The organism is Amycolatopsis sp. NPDC059657 (assembly GCF_042734395.1).
GTDB lineage: Bacteria > Actinomycetota > Actinomycetes > Mycobacteriales > Pseudonocardiaceae > Amycolatopsis.
On record NZ_JBHWEB010000004.1, the window covers coordinates 12,371 to 28,510 of the forward strand.

General features: G+C 68.2%; 17 protein-coding genes. 9 read left to right on the forward strand and 8 right to left on the reverse strand.

The window, feature by feature from the left end; genetic code table 11:
• The first annotated feature begins 18 nt into the window (after nt 1-18).
• Entirely contained in the window at nt 19-1,614 is a 1,596-nt protein-coding gene (locus tag ACFV15_RS03110; RefSeq protein ID WP_378348464.1) for a beta-N-acetylhexosaminidase, read from the forward strand.
• Nucleotides 1,615-1,634: 20 nt separating this feature from the next.
• Here ACFV15_RS03110 and ACFV15_RS03115 read toward each other — a convergent pair whose 3' ends face one another.
• The 4 genes from ACFV15_RS03115 to ACFV15_RS03130 form a co-directional block, all read right to left on the reverse strand.
• The gene (locus tag ACFV15_RS03115; RefSeq protein ID WP_378348465.1) at nt 1,635-2,261 is read right to left on the reverse strand and encodes a TetR/AcrR family transcriptional regulator; all 627 of its coding nucleotides are present in this window, start codon (nt 2,259-2,261) and stop codon (nt 1,635-1,637) included.
• Nucleotides 2,251-2,799 (reverse strand): MOSC domain-containing protein, encoded by a 549-nt coding sequence (locus tag ACFV15_RS03120; RefSeq protein WP_378348466.1) that lies wholly within the window; start codon nt 2,797-2,799, stop codon nt 2,251-2,253. Before ACFV15_RS03120 ends, ACFV15_RS03115 begins: the two co-directional genes overlap by 11 nt.
• Nucleotides 2,800-2,869: 70 nt before the next feature.
• The gene (locus ACFV15_RS03125; RefSeq protein WP_378348467.1) at nt 2,870-3,790 is read right to left on the reverse strand and encodes a hypothetical protein; all 921 of its coding nucleotides are present in this window, start codon (nt 3,788-3,790) and stop codon (nt 2,870-2,872) included.
• Nucleotides 3,787-4,128 carry a PadR family transcriptional regulator gene (locus ACFV15_RS03130; protein WP_378348468.1) on the reverse strand — a complete coding sequence of 114 codons (342 nt, stop codon included), beginning with the start codon at nt 4,126-4,128 and terminating at the stop codon, nt 3,787-3,789. The genes ACFV15_RS03125 and ACFV15_RS03130 overlap by 4 nt, the downstream gene beginning before the upstream one ends.
• Nucleotides 4,129-4,232: 104 nt before the next feature.
• On the opposite strand from ACFV15_RS03130, the gene ACFV15_RS03135 reads away from it, so the two are divergent.
• From ACFV15_RS03135 to ACFV15_RS03150, 4 genes are all read left to right on the forward strand, one after another.
• A complete protein-coding gene (locus tag ACFV15_RS03135) occupies nt 4,233-5,039 on the forward strand; it encodes an SGNH/GDSL hydrolase family protein (RefSeq protein ID WP_378348633.1) in 807 nt (268 codons plus the stop codon).
• Complete coding sequence (locus ACFV15_RS03140) at nt 5,018-5,563, forward strand: TetR/AcrR family transcriptional regulator (protein ID WP_378348469.1); 546 nt, start codon at nt 5,018-5,020, stop codon at nt 5,561-5,563. The genes ACFV15_RS03135 and ACFV15_RS03140 overlap by 22 nt, the downstream gene beginning before the upstream one ends.
• A gap of 150 nt (nt 5,564-5,713) precedes the next feature.
• Nucleotides 5,714-6,535, forward strand: a complete 822-nt coding sequence (locus ACFV15_RS03145) for an SGNH/GDSL hydrolase family protein (protein WP_378348470.1) — start codon at nt 5,714-5,716, stop codon at nt 6,533-6,535.
• A 135-nt stretch (nt 6,536-6,670) separates the two neighbouring features.
• Entirely contained in the window at nt 6,671-7,129 is a 459-nt protein-coding gene (locus ACFV15_RS03150; protein ID WP_378348471.1) for a carboxymuconolactone decarboxylase family protein, read from the forward strand.
• 1 nt (nt 7,130) lies between these two features.
• Here ACFV15_RS03150 and ACFV15_RS03155 read toward each other — a convergent pair whose 3' ends face one another.
• Both ACFV15_RS03155 and pnuC read right to left on the reverse strand, forming a co-directional pair.
• Entirely contained in the window at nt 7,131-8,171 is a 1,041-nt protein-coding gene (locus tag ACFV15_RS03155) for an AAA family ATPase (protein ID WP_378348472.1), read from the reverse strand.
• Nucleotides 8,168-8,800, reverse strand: a complete 633-nt coding sequence (gene pnuC, locus ACFV15_RS03160; RefSeq protein WP_378348473.1) for a nicotinamide riboside transporter PnuC — start codon at nt 8,798-8,800, stop codon at nt 8,168-8,170. The genes ACFV15_RS03155 and pnuC overlap by 4 nt, the downstream gene beginning before the upstream one ends.
• Before the next feature lie 154 nt (nt 8,801-8,954).
• Here pnuC and ACFV15_RS03165 point away from each other — a divergent pair, with 154 nt between their 5' ends.
• The 3 genes from ACFV15_RS03165 (at nt 8,955) to ACFV15_RS03175 (ending at nt 11,943) form a co-directional block, all read left to right on the forward strand.
• Entirely contained in the window at nt 8,955-9,899 is a 945-nt protein-coding gene (locus tag ACFV15_RS03165) for a DUF1996 domain-containing protein (RefSeq protein WP_378348474.1), read from the forward strand.
• A 218-nt stretch (nt 9,900-10,117) separates the two neighbouring features.
• Nucleotides 10,118-11,290, forward strand: a complete 1,173-nt coding sequence (locus tag ACFV15_RS03170) for a sensor histidine kinase (protein WP_378348475.1) — start codon at nt 10,118-10,120, stop codon at nt 11,288-11,290.
• Nucleotides 11,287-11,943 carry a response regulator gene (locus ACFV15_RS03175; RefSeq protein WP_378348476.1) on the forward strand — a complete coding sequence of 219 codons (657 nt, stop codon included), beginning with the start codon at nt 11,287-11,289 and terminating at the stop codon, nt 11,941-11,943. The genes ACFV15_RS03170 and ACFV15_RS03175 overlap by 4 nt, the downstream gene beginning before the upstream one ends.
• On the opposite strand, the gene ACFV15_RS03180 is transcribed toward ACFV15_RS03175, so the two are convergent.
• Both ACFV15_RS03180 and ACFV15_RS03185 read right to left on the reverse strand, forming a co-directional pair.
• A complete protein-coding gene (locus tag ACFV15_RS03180) occupies nt 11,940-13,802 on the reverse strand; it encodes a Xaa-Pro dipeptidyl-peptidase (protein ID WP_378348477.1) in 1,863 nt (620 codons plus the stop codon). The genes ACFV15_RS03175 and ACFV15_RS03180 overlap by 4 nt on opposite strands.
• Nucleotides 13,803-13,845: 43 nt before the next feature.
• Nucleotides 13,846-15,288, reverse strand: a complete 1,443-nt coding sequence (locus ACFV15_RS03185) for a phytoene desaturase family protein (RefSeq protein ID WP_378348478.1) — start codon at nt 15,286-15,288, stop codon at nt 13,846-13,848.
• Nucleotides 15,289-15,381: 93 nt separating this feature from the next.
• Here ACFV15_RS03185 and ACFV15_RS03190 point away from each other — a divergent pair, with 93 nt between their 5' ends.
• Complete coding sequence (locus ACFV15_RS03190) at nt 15,382-16,116, forward strand: DUF2786 domain-containing protein (protein WP_378348479.1); 735 nt, start codon at nt 15,382-15,384, stop codon at nt 16,114-16,116.
• Nucleotides 16,117-16,140: the final 24 nt, after the last annotated feature.

Genomic DNA, 16,140 nt, shown 5'->3' on the forward strand with positions numbered 1-16,140 from the left:
CCCTACCGGAGGTGTTCCGTGAGGAAGCGCGTGTCCAGAGCCCTGCTGGGTTCGGCCATTTTGAGTCTCGCGACTCTCGGCCTGCCCGTGGTGGCGACGTCGGCGGCAGCCGGCACGACCGCTCAGACCGCAAGCTCGGAACGCGCCGTCACCGACATCATCCCGGCGCCCGTGGAAGCGAAAGCCGACGTCAAGGCCAACTTCTGGCTGTCGCCGGCGACGGTGATCAAGGCGGGCGACGGCGCGAAGCAGGTCGCTGATTACCTGCGTGGCCAGCTGAAGCCCGCCACCGGTTACCCGCTGCCCGTGCTCTCGCACAGCTTCGGGCTGCCCGCGATCTCGCTCGAACTCGGCCACGCCGACGCCCGCGTCGGCAAGGAGGGCTACACCCTCAAGGTTGCCAAGAATGGTGTAACCCTCAAGGCGAACACGGCCGACGGCTTGTTCCTCGGCGTGCAGTCACTGCGGCAGCTGCTCCCGTCCGCGATCGACGCGAAGACGGTCCAGCACCGGCTGTGGACCGTCGCGGGCGGCACCGTCCTCGACTACCCGCGGTTCGGCTACCGCGGCGCGATGCTCGACGTGGCCCGGCACTTCTTCAACCCGGACCAGGTCAAGACCTACATCGACCAGATCGCCCAGCACAAGATCAACACGCTGCACCTGCACCTGTCCGACGACCAGGGCTGGCGTATCGAGATCAAGAGCTGGCCTCGGCTGACGAGCTTCGGCGGCCAGACCGCGGTCGGCGGCGGCAAGGGCGGGTTCTACACCCAGGAGCAGTACAAGGACCTGGTGAAGTACGCGGCCTCGCGGCACATCACGGTGATCCCGGAGATCGACATGCCGGGTCACACCAACGCGGCGCAGTCCTCCTACGCCGAGCTGAACTGCGACAAGAAAGCCGTGCCGGTGCGCACGGACACCGAGGTCGGGTACAGCTCGCTGTGCATCGGCGACCCGCTGACCTACAAGTTCATCGACGACGTCTTCCGCGAGATTTCGGCGATCACGCCGGGCAAGTACATCCACATCGGCGGCGACGAGGCTCATGCCACCAAGCCGGAGGACTACCTGACCTTCGAGAACAAGGTGCAGCCGATCGCGGCCAAGTACGGCAAGTACATCAGCGGCTGGGACGAGATCGCCAAGGCCAAGCCGAGCGCCACGGCCATTCCGCAGTTCTGGGACACCGTCGGCGACAAGCCCGAGGTGGCGGCCGCGGCGGCACGCGGGAACAAGATCCTGTTCTCGCCTGCGAACAAGGCATACCTGGACATGAAGTACACCGACTCCAGCCCGCTGGGCCAGGACTGGGCCGGTCTCGTCGAGGTGAAGGACGCCTACGACTGGGACCCGGCCACGTATCTGAAGGGTGTCACGGAAAGCCAGGTCGCCGGCGTCGAGGCGCCGATCTGGACCGAGACGCTGGTGACCAACGACGACCTCGAGTACATGGCGTTCCCGAGGCTGCCCGGTCACGCGGAGATCGGCTGGTCGCCCAAGGCGACGCACAACTGGGACACCTACCGGCTCCGGCTGGCGAAGCAGGCTCCGCGCTGGGGCGTGCAGGGGATCGACTTCTACCGTTCCCCGCAGGTGGACTGGAAATAAGGACCGGCTCGAAACAAGGACTAGGTTGCGGGCGGTGCGCTCATCGCCGCCGCCCGCAATCTGCTCGACATGCAGTCGCGGGCCAGCTCGTACGCCTCAGTTCCCCCGTTCATGACGGAATCGGCGTTGGCCGCCCGGCCGAGTGCGTGAAGTTCGAAGGACAGCTGGGCCACCTCGACCCCCGACCCGAGGTGGCCCAGCTTTTTCGCTTCCTGGACCAATTCGGTGATGAGGCCCGCGAAGCCGCGGCCCGCCTTCGCCACCGCGTCGTGCACCCGGCCGGGCCGCGCGTCGTACTCGGCGGCGGTGTTGAAGAAGAAGCAGCCGCCGGGGAAGACCCGTTCCTCCGAGTAGGCCAGCCAGTTCGTGCACAACGCGTCGAGCCGGGGCAGCCCCGGCGGCGCGGTCATGGCGGGCGTGATGACGTGCTCCGCGAAGATCGCGCTCGCCGCGGTGATCGCGGCGAGCTGCAGTTCCTCTTTCGAGCCGAAGAGCGCGAAGACCCCGCTCTTGCTGAGGTCGAGTTCGGTCGCGAGCCTGCCGAGCGACAACCCGTCCAGCCCTTCGACCGACGCGATGTCGACCGCGCGCTCCAGAACGGCCGCGCGCGTGGCGTCGCCTCGCGCGATGCGGCCGTCAACGGGCATAGCGCGCCTCGTTGAGTTCGGCGATCGTCGGCTCGATCGGATCGGTCTCGACCAGCGTGAGCTCACCGTCGGTCGGGACCTCGCCAGGCCGCAGCACGCGCAGGTACCAGCCGCTGCGGCCGTTGCGGATCATCTCCGCGATGATCTGCTTGCGCCCGGTCTTCATGGCGAGCTTGAAACACGGCGAGCGCGGCTTGGTCACCTGGACGAGCGCGTCGCCCCAGGCCCAGACGTCGCCGACGCGCACGGTGCGCTCGTCGATCCCGGTGACCGAGACGTTCTCGCCGAGGTCGCCGGGCACCGCGGCGAGACCGTCGTCGGACCAGTGCTCGTAATGCTCGGCCGGGTAGACGTAGACCGCCATGTCCGGCCCGCCGTGCACGCGGCGATCGGCCTGGTCGTCGCCCTCGAGATTGATCTCGCCGAGTTTGACGCGCTCGGCGTCGACCCTTGCCTTGACGATCGCGCTGTACACCTGCTCGTCCCGCACCGTCCCCAGCACGCTGGGCTTGCCCACGAAGACACCATTCACCCGCATGTCCTCGAAGATAGCACGACCGTTCGTTTACTTTTAGGCTTCAGTGGCGATCCGCGGCGCGCGGTCGTCCTCACGCATCGAGCGCGTCCGCGGTGACCTCGCGTTCGCGGCTGCCCAGCACGAGCAGCGGCAGCAACGTCGCCAGCGCGATCGCCAGCTCGGCGGCCCCGACCAGCAGATAGCCCGAGTTCGGACCGAAGAACGCGAGCACGTCGGCCAGCGAAAGCGCCCGGAGCACCACGATGGTCCAGCCGACGACGACCAGCGCGAGCGTGGTGGACAGCTGTCGCGCCGCCGGTACGGCCAGATGCCCGATGGTCGCGCAGAACCAGACGAGGGCGTAGATCGTGACCGCGTCCCAGACACCGGCTTCGAGCCGGATCCAGCCGAGCGCCGGCAGCAGTTCGAGCGCGACCCCGGCGATCAGCGCCACCAGCCACGGGCGTTGCGGTGCCGGCGGGACTTCGCGATGGAACGCGGCCAGCCCGAGCACCAGGCCCGCGTTGATCAGCACCTGGCTCCAGCCGCCGAACAGGAACGCGGGCTCGCCCGCGAAGAACTGCCCGGTGGCCACGACCGCCTCGTAGATCGAGTACCCGAAGCCGGCGACGGCGAGCCCGCACCCGATCCAGACCTGCCCGAACAGCACCGCGAAGAAAGCGCCGAGCCACGGCGCCGCGGTCCAGTTCGTCACTGTGCCCGCGGCGTTGACGAGCAGACCTAACAGCACGACCGTTCGCACAGCCGCGCCCCAAGCGACCGACCGCGCGGGCGCGGAACCACCGCCGAGCCGCAGCCGGAGCGAGAGCGCGGCGACGCTGACGGCCTCGCCGAAGCTCGGACGGCCGTGTTCCTCGACGAATTCCGGATCCTCCTGGCCGGACAACTCGGTCGCGAGATAGGTCGCGACCATGTCCTCGGCCCATTTCTCCCAGTACCACAACGGCAGCATCCGCAGCAGATACCGATACCGGTCTTCCAGCGTCTTCATGCCGTTCCCCCCTGAGTACGCCACGCGCCGAGCCGGAGTTCCGCCGCACGCGCGTTCGCGGACTGCCTGGCCGCTTCGGCCGCGACGGCCTGCCGTCCGGAATCGGTGATCCGGTAGTACCGGCGCAGCCGTCCCTGTTCGACCTCCTCGCGGTCGAGCTCGACCTGCCCCTCCCCGGTCAGCCGGTCGAGCGCGCCGTACAAGGTCCCCACCTTGAGCCGGACGCGTCCCTCGGAAAGCTCCTCGACCTCGCCGACGATCCCATAGCCGTGCCGGGGCTCGCCGATGAGCGCGGTGAGGATGAAGAACGCCTGTTCGGTCATCGTGCGTGCCGCCATGACGGCCAATATATCGGAAGCCGATATATCTTGCCAAGCTGAGTAGACACTGTCTACCAAGTTTGATAAACAGTGTCCCCCAGGTGAACGAAAAGAGAACGGCAATGGGCTACCGCAGGTTCGTCGCGCTCGGCGACAGCTGTACCGAAGGACTCGACGACCTCCATCCCGAGAACGGGCTCTTCCGCGGCTGGGCGGACTTCGCGGCAGGCAGGATGTCGTTGCTCGAGCCGGATTTCCGGTACGCCAACCTGGGCGTCCGCGGCAGGCGGCTCGACCAGATCACCGCCGAGCAGATGCCGACCGCGGCCGAATTGAAGCCGGACCTGATCGCCCTGTTCGGCGGCGGCAACGATGTCATGTCGTCCGGCTGGGACGCCAGGACCGTCGCGCGCCGCGTCGACACGGCCATCAGCCAGGCGACGTCGATCGCGCCCGATGTCGTGGTGTTCACCTTGAGCGACATCGCCGGGCGCATGCCGTTCGGCCGCCGCATGCGTCCGCGCATCGAAGCGCTGAACGACGCCATCCGCGAAGCCGCGGTCAGCTACGGCGCGCGGCTCGTCGACCTGTGGCCAGACGAAGCCGTGAGCGACTCACGCTACTTCGGGCCGGACCGGCTGCACCTGTCCGAACTCGGCCACCTGCGGCTCGCCGCGCATCTGCTGGCGAAGCTCGGCCTTCCCTATGAACAGTCCTGGCTCGAACCACTGCCCGGCACGCCATCGCGCCCGACCTGGCGCGAGGACGTCCACTGGTTTCGCCACCAGGTGCTGCCCGTCGCGATCACCCGGACCCGCAACCGCATGATCGGCCGCTCACCCGGCGACGGCTTCCTCCCGAAGCGCCCGCAACTGCTCCCCATGGAAGTCACAGAAGGCACCTCGGTATGGACACCCGGGAACGCCTGATCTCGAGCGCGACGACCCTCCTCACGGAGGAAGGGGTCGACGCGGTCACCCTGCGCGGCATCGCCAAGGCCACCGGCGTCTCCCACGGCGCGCCCCTGCGGCATTTCGCCGGGCGCGCGCAACTGCTCTCGGCGGTCGCGTCGAACGGGTTCGAGGCGCTGCGCCACCGGTTCGACGACCTTCTGCCCGGACCGCCGCGCGAGCGGCTGCTGGCGGCGTGCCGCGGTTACGTCGAGTTCTCGCGCGACGCCCCGTCGATGTTCGCGCTGATGTTCCGGCACGACCTGCTCGACCACGAAGACCCCGTACTCGCCAGGTTGACGACCGAGACGTTCGACAGCTTCAGCGAGCTTGTGGCCGCCGCCCAACATGAGGGCTGGCGCGTCGACACCGACGTCAAGGCGCTCACCTCCGCGCTGTGGTCGGCGCTTTACGGCGTCGCCGAGCTGGGACTTTGGGGCGGGACCGGCAACGCGAGCCTGATCGAGACCCTCGAAACCACACTGGAAGCCTTCTTCGGCTGACCGCCCAAGTGAGTTCAGGAGAAGCGGGCGCTGAGACCCGGCTCACTCTGAACATAGGGGTGCTGCAGGGGTGCTGTGCTCTGGAGCACAGTGCCTCAACCCTGATATACGTATGTATTACACAAGCAGCACAGTGGAAAGAGGTCACCAATGAGCTACCACCGATTCGTTGCGCTGGGCGACTCCTGCACCGAGGGCTTGGACGACCCGCACCCCTTCAACGGGCAGTACCGCGGCTGGGCCGACTTCGTCGCCGGGCGCCTCGCGCTGGACGAGACCGACTTCCGGTACGCGAACCTGGGGGTACGCGGACGCCGCCTCGACCACATGCTGTTCGAACAGATCCCCGTCGCGGAGACGATGCGCCCTGACGTCATCTGCCTCTTCGGCGGCGCGAACGACGTGATGGCCGGCGTCTACGACGAGCGGACCGTCGCACGCCGCGTCGACGCCGTCTACCGCGCGGCCACCTCGATCTGCCAGGACGTCGTCGTCTTCACGCTGCCCGACGTGGCCGCCAGGATGCCGTTGGGCAAGCGCATGCGCCCGCGCATCGAGGCGCTGAACGACGCCATCCGCGAGTCCGCGGTCAGCTACGGCGCACTGCTCATCGATCTGTGGCCGGACACCGCCGTCAACGACTCCCGCTACTTCGGCGCCGACCGGCTGCACCTGTCCGAGCCGGGTCACCGCAGGCTCGCCGCCTACACACTCGGCAAGCTCGGCGTCTCGTTCCCGTCGTCCTGGCTGACCGAGTTCGACGGCACCGCGCCGCAGCCGACCTTCGGCGAGAACGCGAGCTGGGTGTGCAAGCGCGTGCTGCCGCTCGCCGCCCGCCGTGTCAAGAACCGCCTCACCGGCAGCGAGCCCGGCGACGGCATCAGCCCGCGCCGCCCGGAGCTGCGCCCGGTCCTGCCTTCGGAGACGGCCGTCCCGTTCCACTCGTTCCGCCCGGAACTGTTCGCGGCATGAACCACCTCGCGCGGACGCCTCTTTGGGAACCGTGAAGGGTTCTGAAAGAGGCGTCCGAACTTTTTCCCGCGGCATGTCACATCCGCGGACCGGGATCCGTCGAGCCCATGAAACCACCTGAAACTGGAGGAAATCATGGAAGCTCGGATGAAGAACCCCGCGATGGTCCTGCCGGACGCGATGAAGGGCATCCAGAACCTGTTCAAGGCCATGAACTCGAGCACCGTCTCGCAGACCACGATGGAGCTGGTCCACCTGCGGGCCAGCCAGATCAACGGTTGCAGCGCGTGTGTGTACGGCGGGCTCGCGAGCGCGAAGAAGGCGGGCGAGACCGACGAGCGCCTGGGCATGGTCGCCGTGTGGCGCGAATCCCCGCTCTTCACCGACGAAGAGCGCGCGGCGCTGGCCCTGGCCGAGTGCGCGACGCGGCTGGCCGACCGGTCGTCTGACGCGGTCTCCGACGAACTCTGGGACGAGCTCACCAGCCACTTCGACGAGGGCCAGATCTCGGCCCTCATCCTGATGGTCGCGACGACGAACCTGTTCAACCGGATCAACGCCGTCACCAAGACTCCGGCGGGCGCGACCTGGTGAGCTAGCCGAGCGGCGGGACGAGGCTCCATCCCTTGGCCAGCAAGGCATCGCAAGCCTGGACGGCCGTGCGCAAGCGTTCGTCCAGGCTGCCGGTCAGCCGCAGCCACGGCACGCCGGTGGTGGCGAGCAGCTCGACGAACCGGGCGGTCATCCACGGCCGGATGTCCTCGCCGTCCCGGAGCCCATCGTCCTCGAAGGGGACACCTTCGTGGTCGGTGAGCAGATACAGCGCGGGTTTCCGGTTCGCCACCAGGGAAGTCGACCCGAGGTAGCGCTCTTCCCAGACCCGGGTCGCGAAAGAATCCGTGTCACAGAAGAGAAGCGGTCCACCACGTCCCGCGGCGGCGTCTTCGGCGGCGTTCTGGTGTTTGGCGACCATGGCGAAGTCTTCGGCCTCCCAGCGGAGGTCGAAGACGGTCGCCGCCGGGTCGGCCGCGCGCGCCCTGGCGAGTTTCAGCTCGGTGTACTCGCGGCCGTACTCCGGCACCCACTCGGCACCGTAGTGCTCCGCGAGCGCACGGGAAACCGTTGTGGTGCCTGAAGATTCCGCGCCGAGCACGACCACGCGCCTGGCGAACCACGCCCGTACCGAAGGCGCCAGGAACTCCCATTGCCCGGCCGGATCCGCGCGCACCGCGGTCCCCGAAACGGGCACCGACGCGCGATCGAGGTCGACGACGACGGACGTGGCATCGAACCGGCGCGCCAATTCGGCACCATAGGGCTCGGACGTGAACACGGCGTCGACGACATCGCCGCCCAGCGCCTCGCGGAAGATCGCGCAATGGATCTCCCAGACGTCCGGGTCGTCGTAGTCGGTCGCGTGCTCGTCCATCGCCGCGACCACGCGAACCCAAGGCGTGTCAGCGTGTTCCACACGCAGCCAGGCCACCCGGTCGGCCAGCGGGATCGACTCCACTGTGGACGCGCAGGCGATCACGGTCACCTGCGCGCAACGCTCGGCGGCCGCCCTGATGAGGTGATGGTGCCCGAGATGCGGCGGGTAGAACTTCCCGATCACCATGCCATGCGCGAACTTCACGCCGCCACCGGCTCCTTGGCCAGCGCGCGCCGCCAGCTGATCAGGCCGTTCACGCACAGGCACAGGAAGATCACGTAGACCACGGCCGTGACCCACAGTCCTTTGTAGCCGTACAGCGGGATGTACAGCACATCGGCGGCGATCCAGAACCACCACGACTCCAGCAGCTTCCGCGTCTGGCCGTAGGTGGCGAGCAGCGAAAGGACGGTCGTGGCCGCGTCCCACCACGGGACGGTCGAGTCGGTCGCGTGCGCCAGCAGTGCCCAGAGCCCCACGGTCCCGGCGACCCCGCCGGCGGCCAGCCCGATCCACTCGCCGGACCGGGTCAGGCGCACGGGCAGCGTGCCGCGGTCCTTCCCGCCGAAGAGCCAGTTCCACCAGCCGTAGAGCGCGAGCGCCACGTAGACGACCTGCAGCCCGGCGTCGGCGTAGAGCCCCGCCGTGGTGAACAGCAACAGGAACGCGAGGTTGTTCGCGATGCCGATCGGCCAGTTCCAGAGGTTCTGCCTCGCCACCAGCCAGACACACCACACGCCGGTGACCGCACCGATGAGCTCGATGACGGAGACCGGGGCGCCGAAGATCCGGAACGCTTCGGCGTTGAACCAGGAGACGAGGAGTGCGAACACCTCGCGAGTATTTCCCGACTTCCGCCGGAGACCACTGTGACCCGCGTCACCCGTACGGCGGCTTGTTCCAGACATCCCGGGAGCTGTGTCATAAACCAGGCCTATTTGTTGTTCGCGACAACTTAACCGCCGGCTTCACAACGAGGAGGAGCCCATGCGAGTCAAGCGCCTGTTCAGCGCCGTCGCGGCCGGGGCAACGGCGATCGCGCTCGTCGCGACCGCCGTGCATTTCGGCAGCCTGGACACACCGGCCCACGTCAACCACTCCGCCCACTTCTGGGTGCCGACCCCCGAGCAGGCCGACGCGATCGTCGCCCAGCAGGTGGCGGCGCCGCTGCGAGGTTCCGAATTCCGCGCCGACTGTTTCAGCGCGCACCGCAAGAACGACGACCCGATCGTCTTCCCCGGTCAGGCCGGGGTCTCGCATATGCACGAGTTCTACGGGAACAGGAGCGCCGACGCGCAGTCGACACTGCAGTCGCTGAGCCTGGGCACCACCAACTGCAACCCGGTGGTGGACCTGTCGTCCTACTGGACCCCGACCGTCTACAAGAACGGCCAGCCGATCGCGCCGGAGCGCGTGACCGTCTACTACCAGGGCATCACGAACATGGCCGCCGCCGTCCCGCACCCGCGCGGGCTCCGCTACGTCATCGGCAACGCGGGCGCCACCAACGCCGACCAGAACCCGTCCGCGCGATGGTCCTGCACCGGCTCGTCACCGTCGAGCCGCGATTTCATGAACTGCGCACCAGGCTCGAAACTCGAGACGTACCTGGACTTCCCGACCTGCTGGGACGGCAGGCTCGACTCGCCGAACCATCGCGACCACATGGCGTTCGCACTCGGCCAGACCTGCCCGGCCGGCTACCCGAACATCGTGCCGCGGCTCGAACTGCTGATCACCTATCCGGTCAACGGCGGCGGGCTCACTCTCGCGGGCACCCGCAACGGGCAGCTGGTGACCGACCAGCCCGGCTACACGTTCCACGGTGATTTCTTCAACGCCTGGGACGCGAACGAACTGGCCCGGCGGGTGCGCGACTGCATCAACGCCGGCTACATCTGCGGCACGGACGGAAAACCGATCCAGCAGTAAGGTTCCGCGCTCGGCGAAGAGTGCGGGCGGCCACCTCCCCCGCGGCCACACTCCACGCTCTTCGCCGAGCTTGGTGAATGGATGAACCATTCACCAAGAAAACTAGTGGGTGACCTGCCTTCGGTGGTATCAACCACGGTGGCAATCGCCGGTAAACTTTCGCGGTATATGACCGCATCGATGCGGGATTCCCGCTGCGCGGGCGGTAGCTTTCAGCGGTGTCCGCGTTCCTCGCGTGGCTTCGCCACCTGCCCCGTTCCCGCCCGTTCCTGATCGACATCCTGCTCGCGGCGGGCTCCACCGTCTTCCTCTTCCTCGGCGTGGCGCCGGCGGACGACGTATGGGCGTACGTGCTCGCCGCGCTCAGCGGCCTGCCGGTGGTGCTGCGGCGCAGGTTCCCGCTCACGGTGATGATCGTGGTCGGCCTCGCGATGGGCCTCTACTACGCGCTGGGCTACCGGGCGATGCTCGGCCAGCCGGGCGGGCTGATCGCGCTGTACACGGTGGTGCTGAGCTATCCGCTCGGGCAGGCGCTGCTCATCGCGCTCGCGTCACTGGCGGTCTACGAGGCGGGCATCGCCATCGGGGACAGCCCGACGATCGTCGGCGACACCCTGCTCGGCCTGCTGCAGACCATGGCCACGATCGTCGTCGCGCGCTCGGCGAAACTGCGCACCCGGCGGATCAGCGAGATCGCCGAACACGCCCAGCAGCTGGAACGGCAGGCACAGCTCGAAGCCGAACGCGCCGTCGTCGAGGAACGCATCCGCATCGCACGCGAACTGCACGACGTCGTGTCGCATCATCTTTCGGTGATCGCCGTCCAGGCGAACCTCGCGAGCTACGTCTTCGACTCGGCGCCCGAAACGACCCGTGACGCGCTCGCCACCATCACCAGCACGTCGACCGAAGCGCTCGACGAACTCCGGCGCCTCCTGCTCGTGCTCCGCCCGCCGCGCAAGGAACCCGGCGACGGCGTTCTGCGCCCGCAGCCGGGCCTCGCCGATCTCCCCTCGCTCGCCGCGCGCGTGCGCGAGGCCGGCGTGCCGGTGCGGCTGCGGATTTCCGGTACCCCGCGCACGCTGCCATCGGGCCAGCAGTTGTGCGCGTACCGGGTCGCGCAGGAGGCGCTGACGAACGTGATCAAGCACGCGGGCGAGGCCGAAGCGGACTTGACGCTCGCGTATCACGACGACCACCTCGTGCTGTGCGTCACCGACACCGGCGCGGTCACCGTGCCGGCGCGCAACCCCGCCGGGCACGGCCTGATCGGCATGCGGGAACGGGCCGGAATGTACGGTGGCGTCCTCGAGATAGGTACCGGTTCCGGAAAGGGATTCGAGATCGCGCTGACCCTGCCCTACCCGAACACCGGCCGCCGCACCTCATGATCAGTGTGCTGGTGGTGGACGACCAGGACCTCGTCCGCGCGGGTTTCGTCGCGCTGCTCGGCGCCATGCCCGGTGTCGAGGTCGCGGGCCAGGCGTCGAACGGCCTCGAAGCCGTCGGCAAGGCACTCGACCTGCGGCCGGACGTGATCCTGATGGACATCCGGATGCCCGAGCTCGACGGGATCCAGGCGACCGAGCGGATACTCGCGGGCGCGGGCCCCGACAAGCCGAGCATCCTCATGCTGACGGTGTTCGATCTCGACGAGTACGTCTACACGGCTTTGCGCGCGGGCGCGTCGGGCTTCCTGCTCAAGGACAGCCCGCCGGAGACGCTGAGCAGCGGCATCCACGCGGTCGCGCGCGGCGACATGCTGTTCGGGCCGACGATCACCCGGCGGCTGGTCGAGTCGTTCACGACCGCGCCGCCGACCGACACGACGGCGCTCACCGGGCTGACCGACCGCGAACTCGAGGTGCTCCGCCTCGTCGCGGGCGGCCAGACGAACGCCGAGATCGCGGCCCAGCTGCTGGTCAGCGAGGCGACGGTGAAGACCCACCTGAACCGGCTGATGACCAAACTCGGCATCTCCAGCCGGGCCCAGGCGGTGGTCGTCGCGTACGAAACGGGGCTCGTCGAGCCCCGCAGGCGTTAACCGGCGAACGGGATCCGGATGCTGCTTCCGAGCAGCGAAGCCGAGATCTTCGTACCGGCCGGATACCGCAGCGTGTAGTCATGGTCGGTCACCAGCAGCACCACGCCGAGCCGGTGCCCGGCCTTGAGCTGGTACTGCCTCGGCTCCATCTGCCAGGTGAAGTCATACTGCCGGCCGGGCTTGATGGGCTCGGTGACGCTCGCGGAGTCACGGTTGCGCACGTCCATCCAGCCGCGGCTGACCACCTGGAAGTCCGACTCGGCCGTCGCGTACTGCCGCTTCGCTCGACAGCCCGTGTCGGTGCCGACCGTGGGACCGAAGCACCAGTTCTCGGTGGTGGCCTTGAGTTCGGTGATCCGGGTGTCCTTGCCGTAGTCGACCAGCAGCGCGCTCAGATAAGGCGACTTGCCGTCGACGGACGCGCGGACCGTGATCTCGGGCGTGCCCGAGATGCGGACGTCCTTGGGCAGCGGGTCCGACACGTACAGCAGCCGGTTCGGATCCGCCTGGCCGACACCGGCGACCAGGCTGTCAGCGGAGCGCGCGGGATCGTCGACGAACCCTTGCCGCTGCCCGAATCCGGGCCAGCCGGCGGTGAGCACACCGGGTTGCGGAGCTTTGTCGCCGGCCTTGAATCGCAGGGTGACGTCGCGAGCGCCGGGCTCCGGCCAATCGCGGTAGTTCGCCCACTGGCCGGGCGCGGTCTCGAAGCGCACCCGCGGCTGCCGCATCACGTCGTTGTCGATGCCGTACAGCTCGTGGTCGAACCACTTGTGCACGGTGTCGAGCCAGGCCTGCTCCGCGACGTACAGCGGGTCGTCGTGCGCGCCCTGGTGTATCCAGAGCTTGCGCTTGATGTCGTTGCGCCCCAACGCGTCCCAGAGATCGGTGAAGTTCTTCGGCTTGACGTTCCAGTCGTTGATCCCGGCGACCTGGAACACGCTGCCGTGGAAGTTGCCGAGGTCCTTGGCGAAGTTCCGTTCCTTCCAGAACGCGGTGTAGTCCCCGCTGACGCGGTCCATCGCCTTTTCCATCTCGTGCATCTCGGGCGCGCAGACCTCGGGATTCTTGCGTGTCAGCACGACTTTCGCGTGCAGGTCGGCGTCCTCGCCGACGAACCCGCCCGGTGAGACGACCGCGCCGTTCGCGCGGTAGTAGCTGTACCAGGACGCGATGCCGGAGATGGAGACGACAGTCTTCAGGCCTTTGACCCCGGTGCTCGCGACCGCGACCGGCAGCGTGCCGTCGTAACTCTTGCCCGCCATCGCGACGTTGCCCGTGGACCAGCTCGCCTTGATCTCCTTGCCGCCGGAGGTGAACGCCTTCGCGTCACCGGTCAGCCATTCGACGACGGTCTTCATGCCGAGCTTCTCTTCGGTGCCGATGGCGCTCGGGCAGCCGTCGGAGTCGCCGGTGCCGAGCGTGTTGGCGGAAAGCACGGCGTACCCGCGTGGCACGAAGTAGTTGTCGTAGTAGACGCGGTCGTAGTTCGCGCCCTGCCAGGCCCCGGTCGGCGGCGACCACGGCGCGATCCCCGGCACGTCGGTGACGTCGGCAGGGTGATAGTCCGCAGGCGCATCGGTGAGGCCGAAGTACGGGCTCGGCTCGACGATCGAGGCGACCTTGAGACCACCGTCCGTCTCTTTCGGACGGACGACGTAGACCGACAGGCGGTCCTTCTTGCCGTCGCGGTCACTGTCGACGGGCGTCTCGACGTACACCTGCTCGCGGATGGCCTGCGTGTAGTCGTAGACCGGTTCGGTACCGCGGCTCGCGACCTGGGCGGGCGCGGCCACGGCCGTCGACGTCAGGAGCAGACCGGCGAACCCGGCCATGGTGAGAACTCGCATGATCTTCATCGGTGAGTCATTTTCCGGCCGGTCGCGTGGTTCGGCAACAGACTTACGGATGAAGGCCCGGCAGCTCCCGTATCCCGAACTCGCGGCGCAAGATGCTCGCGGCGGCATGGAAACCGCCCATACCGTGCACACCGGGCCCTGGCGTCACCCCGCCGGAACAGAGGTAGACGCCGCCGAGCGGGGTCGCGTACGGGTCTGCCTGGAGCGCGGGCCTGGCGATCATCTGCTTGACGCTGACCGCGCCGGAGCTGATGTCGCCACCGACGTAGTTGGGGTTGTAGGCCTCCAGCTGCGGCGCCGTGGTGCAGCGGCTGGCGATGATCGTGTCCGAGAAACCCGGCGCGAACCGCTCGATCTGACGGCGGACGGTGTCGGTGACGTCGGCCGGGTCGCCGTTGGGAACGTGGCAGTAACCGAGTACTGGCCGTTTGCCTGGCAATCCGCGTGTGGGATCGACGACCATCGGGTCGGACACAAGCACGAACGGTCGTGCGGCTTTCTTCCCCCGCGCGATGGCCGTTTCCGACGCGTAGATCTCGTCCATCGTGCCGCCGACGTGCACGGTGCCCGCGACCCGGACCTCGGGCTCCGCCCACGGGATCGGGTCGGTCACGAGGAAGTCGACCTTCGCGGCGGCCGGTCCGTACCGGACCTTCTCGAGCGTGCGCCGGTAGCGGCTTGGTAAGAGGTCTCCTGCCACGTCGAGCAGGCCACGCGGGGCGGTGTTGAGCAGGACGACCTTGTGGTCCTTGAGGTCGCGCAGATCGGCGATCGGCGCGTTGGCGTGCAGTTTTCCGTTGTGCGCCAGCAAATCCGCGACGAGCGCGTCGGCGATCCGCTGACTGCCCCCGCGTGGCAAAGTCCACCCGGTCGAGTGAGCGAGCGGAGCCAGCATCGCCACGACACCACCGGCGGGCAGGCTCGGCAGCCGTCCGGTCGCGTGCGCCGCGACACCGGCGATCATGCCGCAGGCCTCCTGCCCGGTGAACAGCCGCGCGGCGGCCAAGCCGAACTTGAGGATCTCAGCGGGCAGCCTGAGCGCCGTACCCGCGTGTTCCAGATGCCGCTGATCGCCGAGCAGCAGGTCGACGATCTCGCGGCTGCGCTCGACCAGCGGGCCGACGTGCTTGCGCCAGCGATGCCCGTCCACGCCGAGCCGCTCACACGTCCTGTCCAGCGAGCGGTAGGCGATCCCGGCGCCGCGGTCGAGCGGATGGGCGTATCCGGCCTCGGGTTGCAGCAACCGGACACCCCGCGCTTCGAGGTCGAACTCGCGGAAGAACCGCGACGCGGGCGCCATCGCGTGCCCGAACGAGCAGATGTCGTGCACGACCTCATCGTCGAACAGCGGCTTCGACCGCATGCCGCCACCGAACTCGGGCGCGGCCTCGAAGACCTCGACGCTCACCCCGGCGCGCGCCAAAACGACCGCCGCGGCCAGCCCGTTGGGCCCGGATCCCACGACGGCGACCTCTGCCCCCGACATGCCACCCAGTCTAGCGCGAGTCGAACTGATGAGCGAAACTGTCGGACCATCCGGGTAGGAAGGAAGCAGTTGCGAAACCGAGAAGGGGGGACCATGTCCGACCAGGAAACGCTGCTCGCCAAGGTTCGTAAGCTGCTGGCGAAGGCGGAAGACCCAGCCGTCACCGAGGCCGAAGCCGAGTCCTACAACACCAAGGCCGCGGAGCTGATCGCCCGCTACGGCATCGATCGCGCGATGCTCGCCGACTCCGGCGCGCACACCGACGAGATCACCACCATCAAGATCTCCATGAGCAATCCGTACAGCAGGGACAAGGCGACCCTGCTGACCAACATCGCCCACCCGCTGCGCTGCCGCGCGCTGCTGCACCGGTGGGGGCAGTCGGTCACCGACGTCACCGTGTTCGGCTTCCGCTCCGACCTGGAGCGCGTCGAACTGCTGTACACCAGCCTGCTGTTGCAGGCGACCACCCAGCTGACCAGGGTCCGCCCGGAAGGATTCCGGGCGGGCTTCGAATCGATCGCCGCGTACCGGCGCACCTGGCTGACCGGCTTCGCCACCGCGGTCTACCTGCGCCTGAAGGCGACCGAGGAGCGCGCCACGCGCTCGCACGCGACGGAACCAGGCGGCAAATCGGCCGCGCTCGTCGTGCGGGACCGCAACACGCTGGTCAAAGACGCCTACGACACCCAATACGGCAACCTGCGCCCGGCGCCGCGCCGCCGTCTCACCGGCAGCGGCTACCTCGACGGCCACAGCGCGGGCGAACGCGCCAACCTCAACCCGACCGGCCTCGGCGGCGTCAGCCGTGGTGCGCTGCCCAGGTGATCCAGCGGGCTTCGTCCTTCGCGA

Coding starts and splice junctions, on each gene's coding strand:
- ACFV15_RS03140 (WP_378348469.1), top strand. CDS start 5,018: ATGGACACCCGGGAACGCCTGATCTCGAGCGCGACGACCCTCCTCACG.
- ACFV15_RS03135 (WP_378348633.1), top strand. CDS start 4,233: ATGGGCTACCGCAGGTTCGTCGCGCTCGGCGACAGCTGTACCGAAGGA.
- ACFV15_RS03175 (WP_378348476.1), top strand. CDS start 11,287: ATGATCAGTGTGCTGGTGGTGGACGACCAGGACCTCGTCCGCGCGGGT.
- ACFV15_RS03145 (WP_378348470.1), top strand. CDS start 5,714: ATGAGCTACCACCGATTCGTTGCGCTGGGCGACTCCTGCACCGAGGGC.
- ACFV15_RS03185 (WP_378348478.1), bottom strand. CDS start 15,288: ATGTCGGGGGCAGAGGTCGCCGTCGTGGGATCCGGGCCCAACGGGCTG.
- ACFV15_RS03180 (WP_378348477.1), bottom strand. CDS start 13,802: ATGAAGATCATGCGAGTTCTCACCATGGCCGGGTTCGCCGGTCTGCTC.
- ACFV15_RS03165 (WP_378348474.1), top strand. CDS start 8,955: ATGCGAGTCAAGCGCCTGTTCAGCGCCGTCGCGGCCGGGGCAACGGCG.
- ACFV15_RS03130 (WP_378348468.1), bottom strand. CDS start 4,128: ATGGCGGCACGCACGATGACCGAACAGGCGTTCTTCATCCTCACCGCG.
- ACFV15_RS03115 (WP_378348465.1), bottom strand. CDS start 2,261: ATGCCCGTTGACGGCCGCATCGCGCGAGGCGACGCCACGCGCGCGGCC.
- ACFV15_RS03125 (WP_378348467.1), bottom strand. CDS start 3,790: ATGAAGACGCTGGAAGACCGGTATCGGTATCTGCTGCGGATGCTGCCG.
- ACFV15_RS03190 (WP_378348479.1), top strand. CDS start 15,382: ATGTCCGACCAGGAAACGCTGCTCGCCAAGGTTCGTAAGCTGCTGGCG.
- ACFV15_RS03150 (WP_378348471.1), top strand. CDS start 6,671: ATGGAAGCTCGGATGAAGAACCCCGCGATGGTCCTGCCGGACGCGATG.
- ACFV15_RS03120 (WP_378348466.1), bottom strand. CDS start 2,799: ATGCGGGTGAATGGTGTCTTCGTGGGCAAGCCCAGCGTGCTGGGGACG.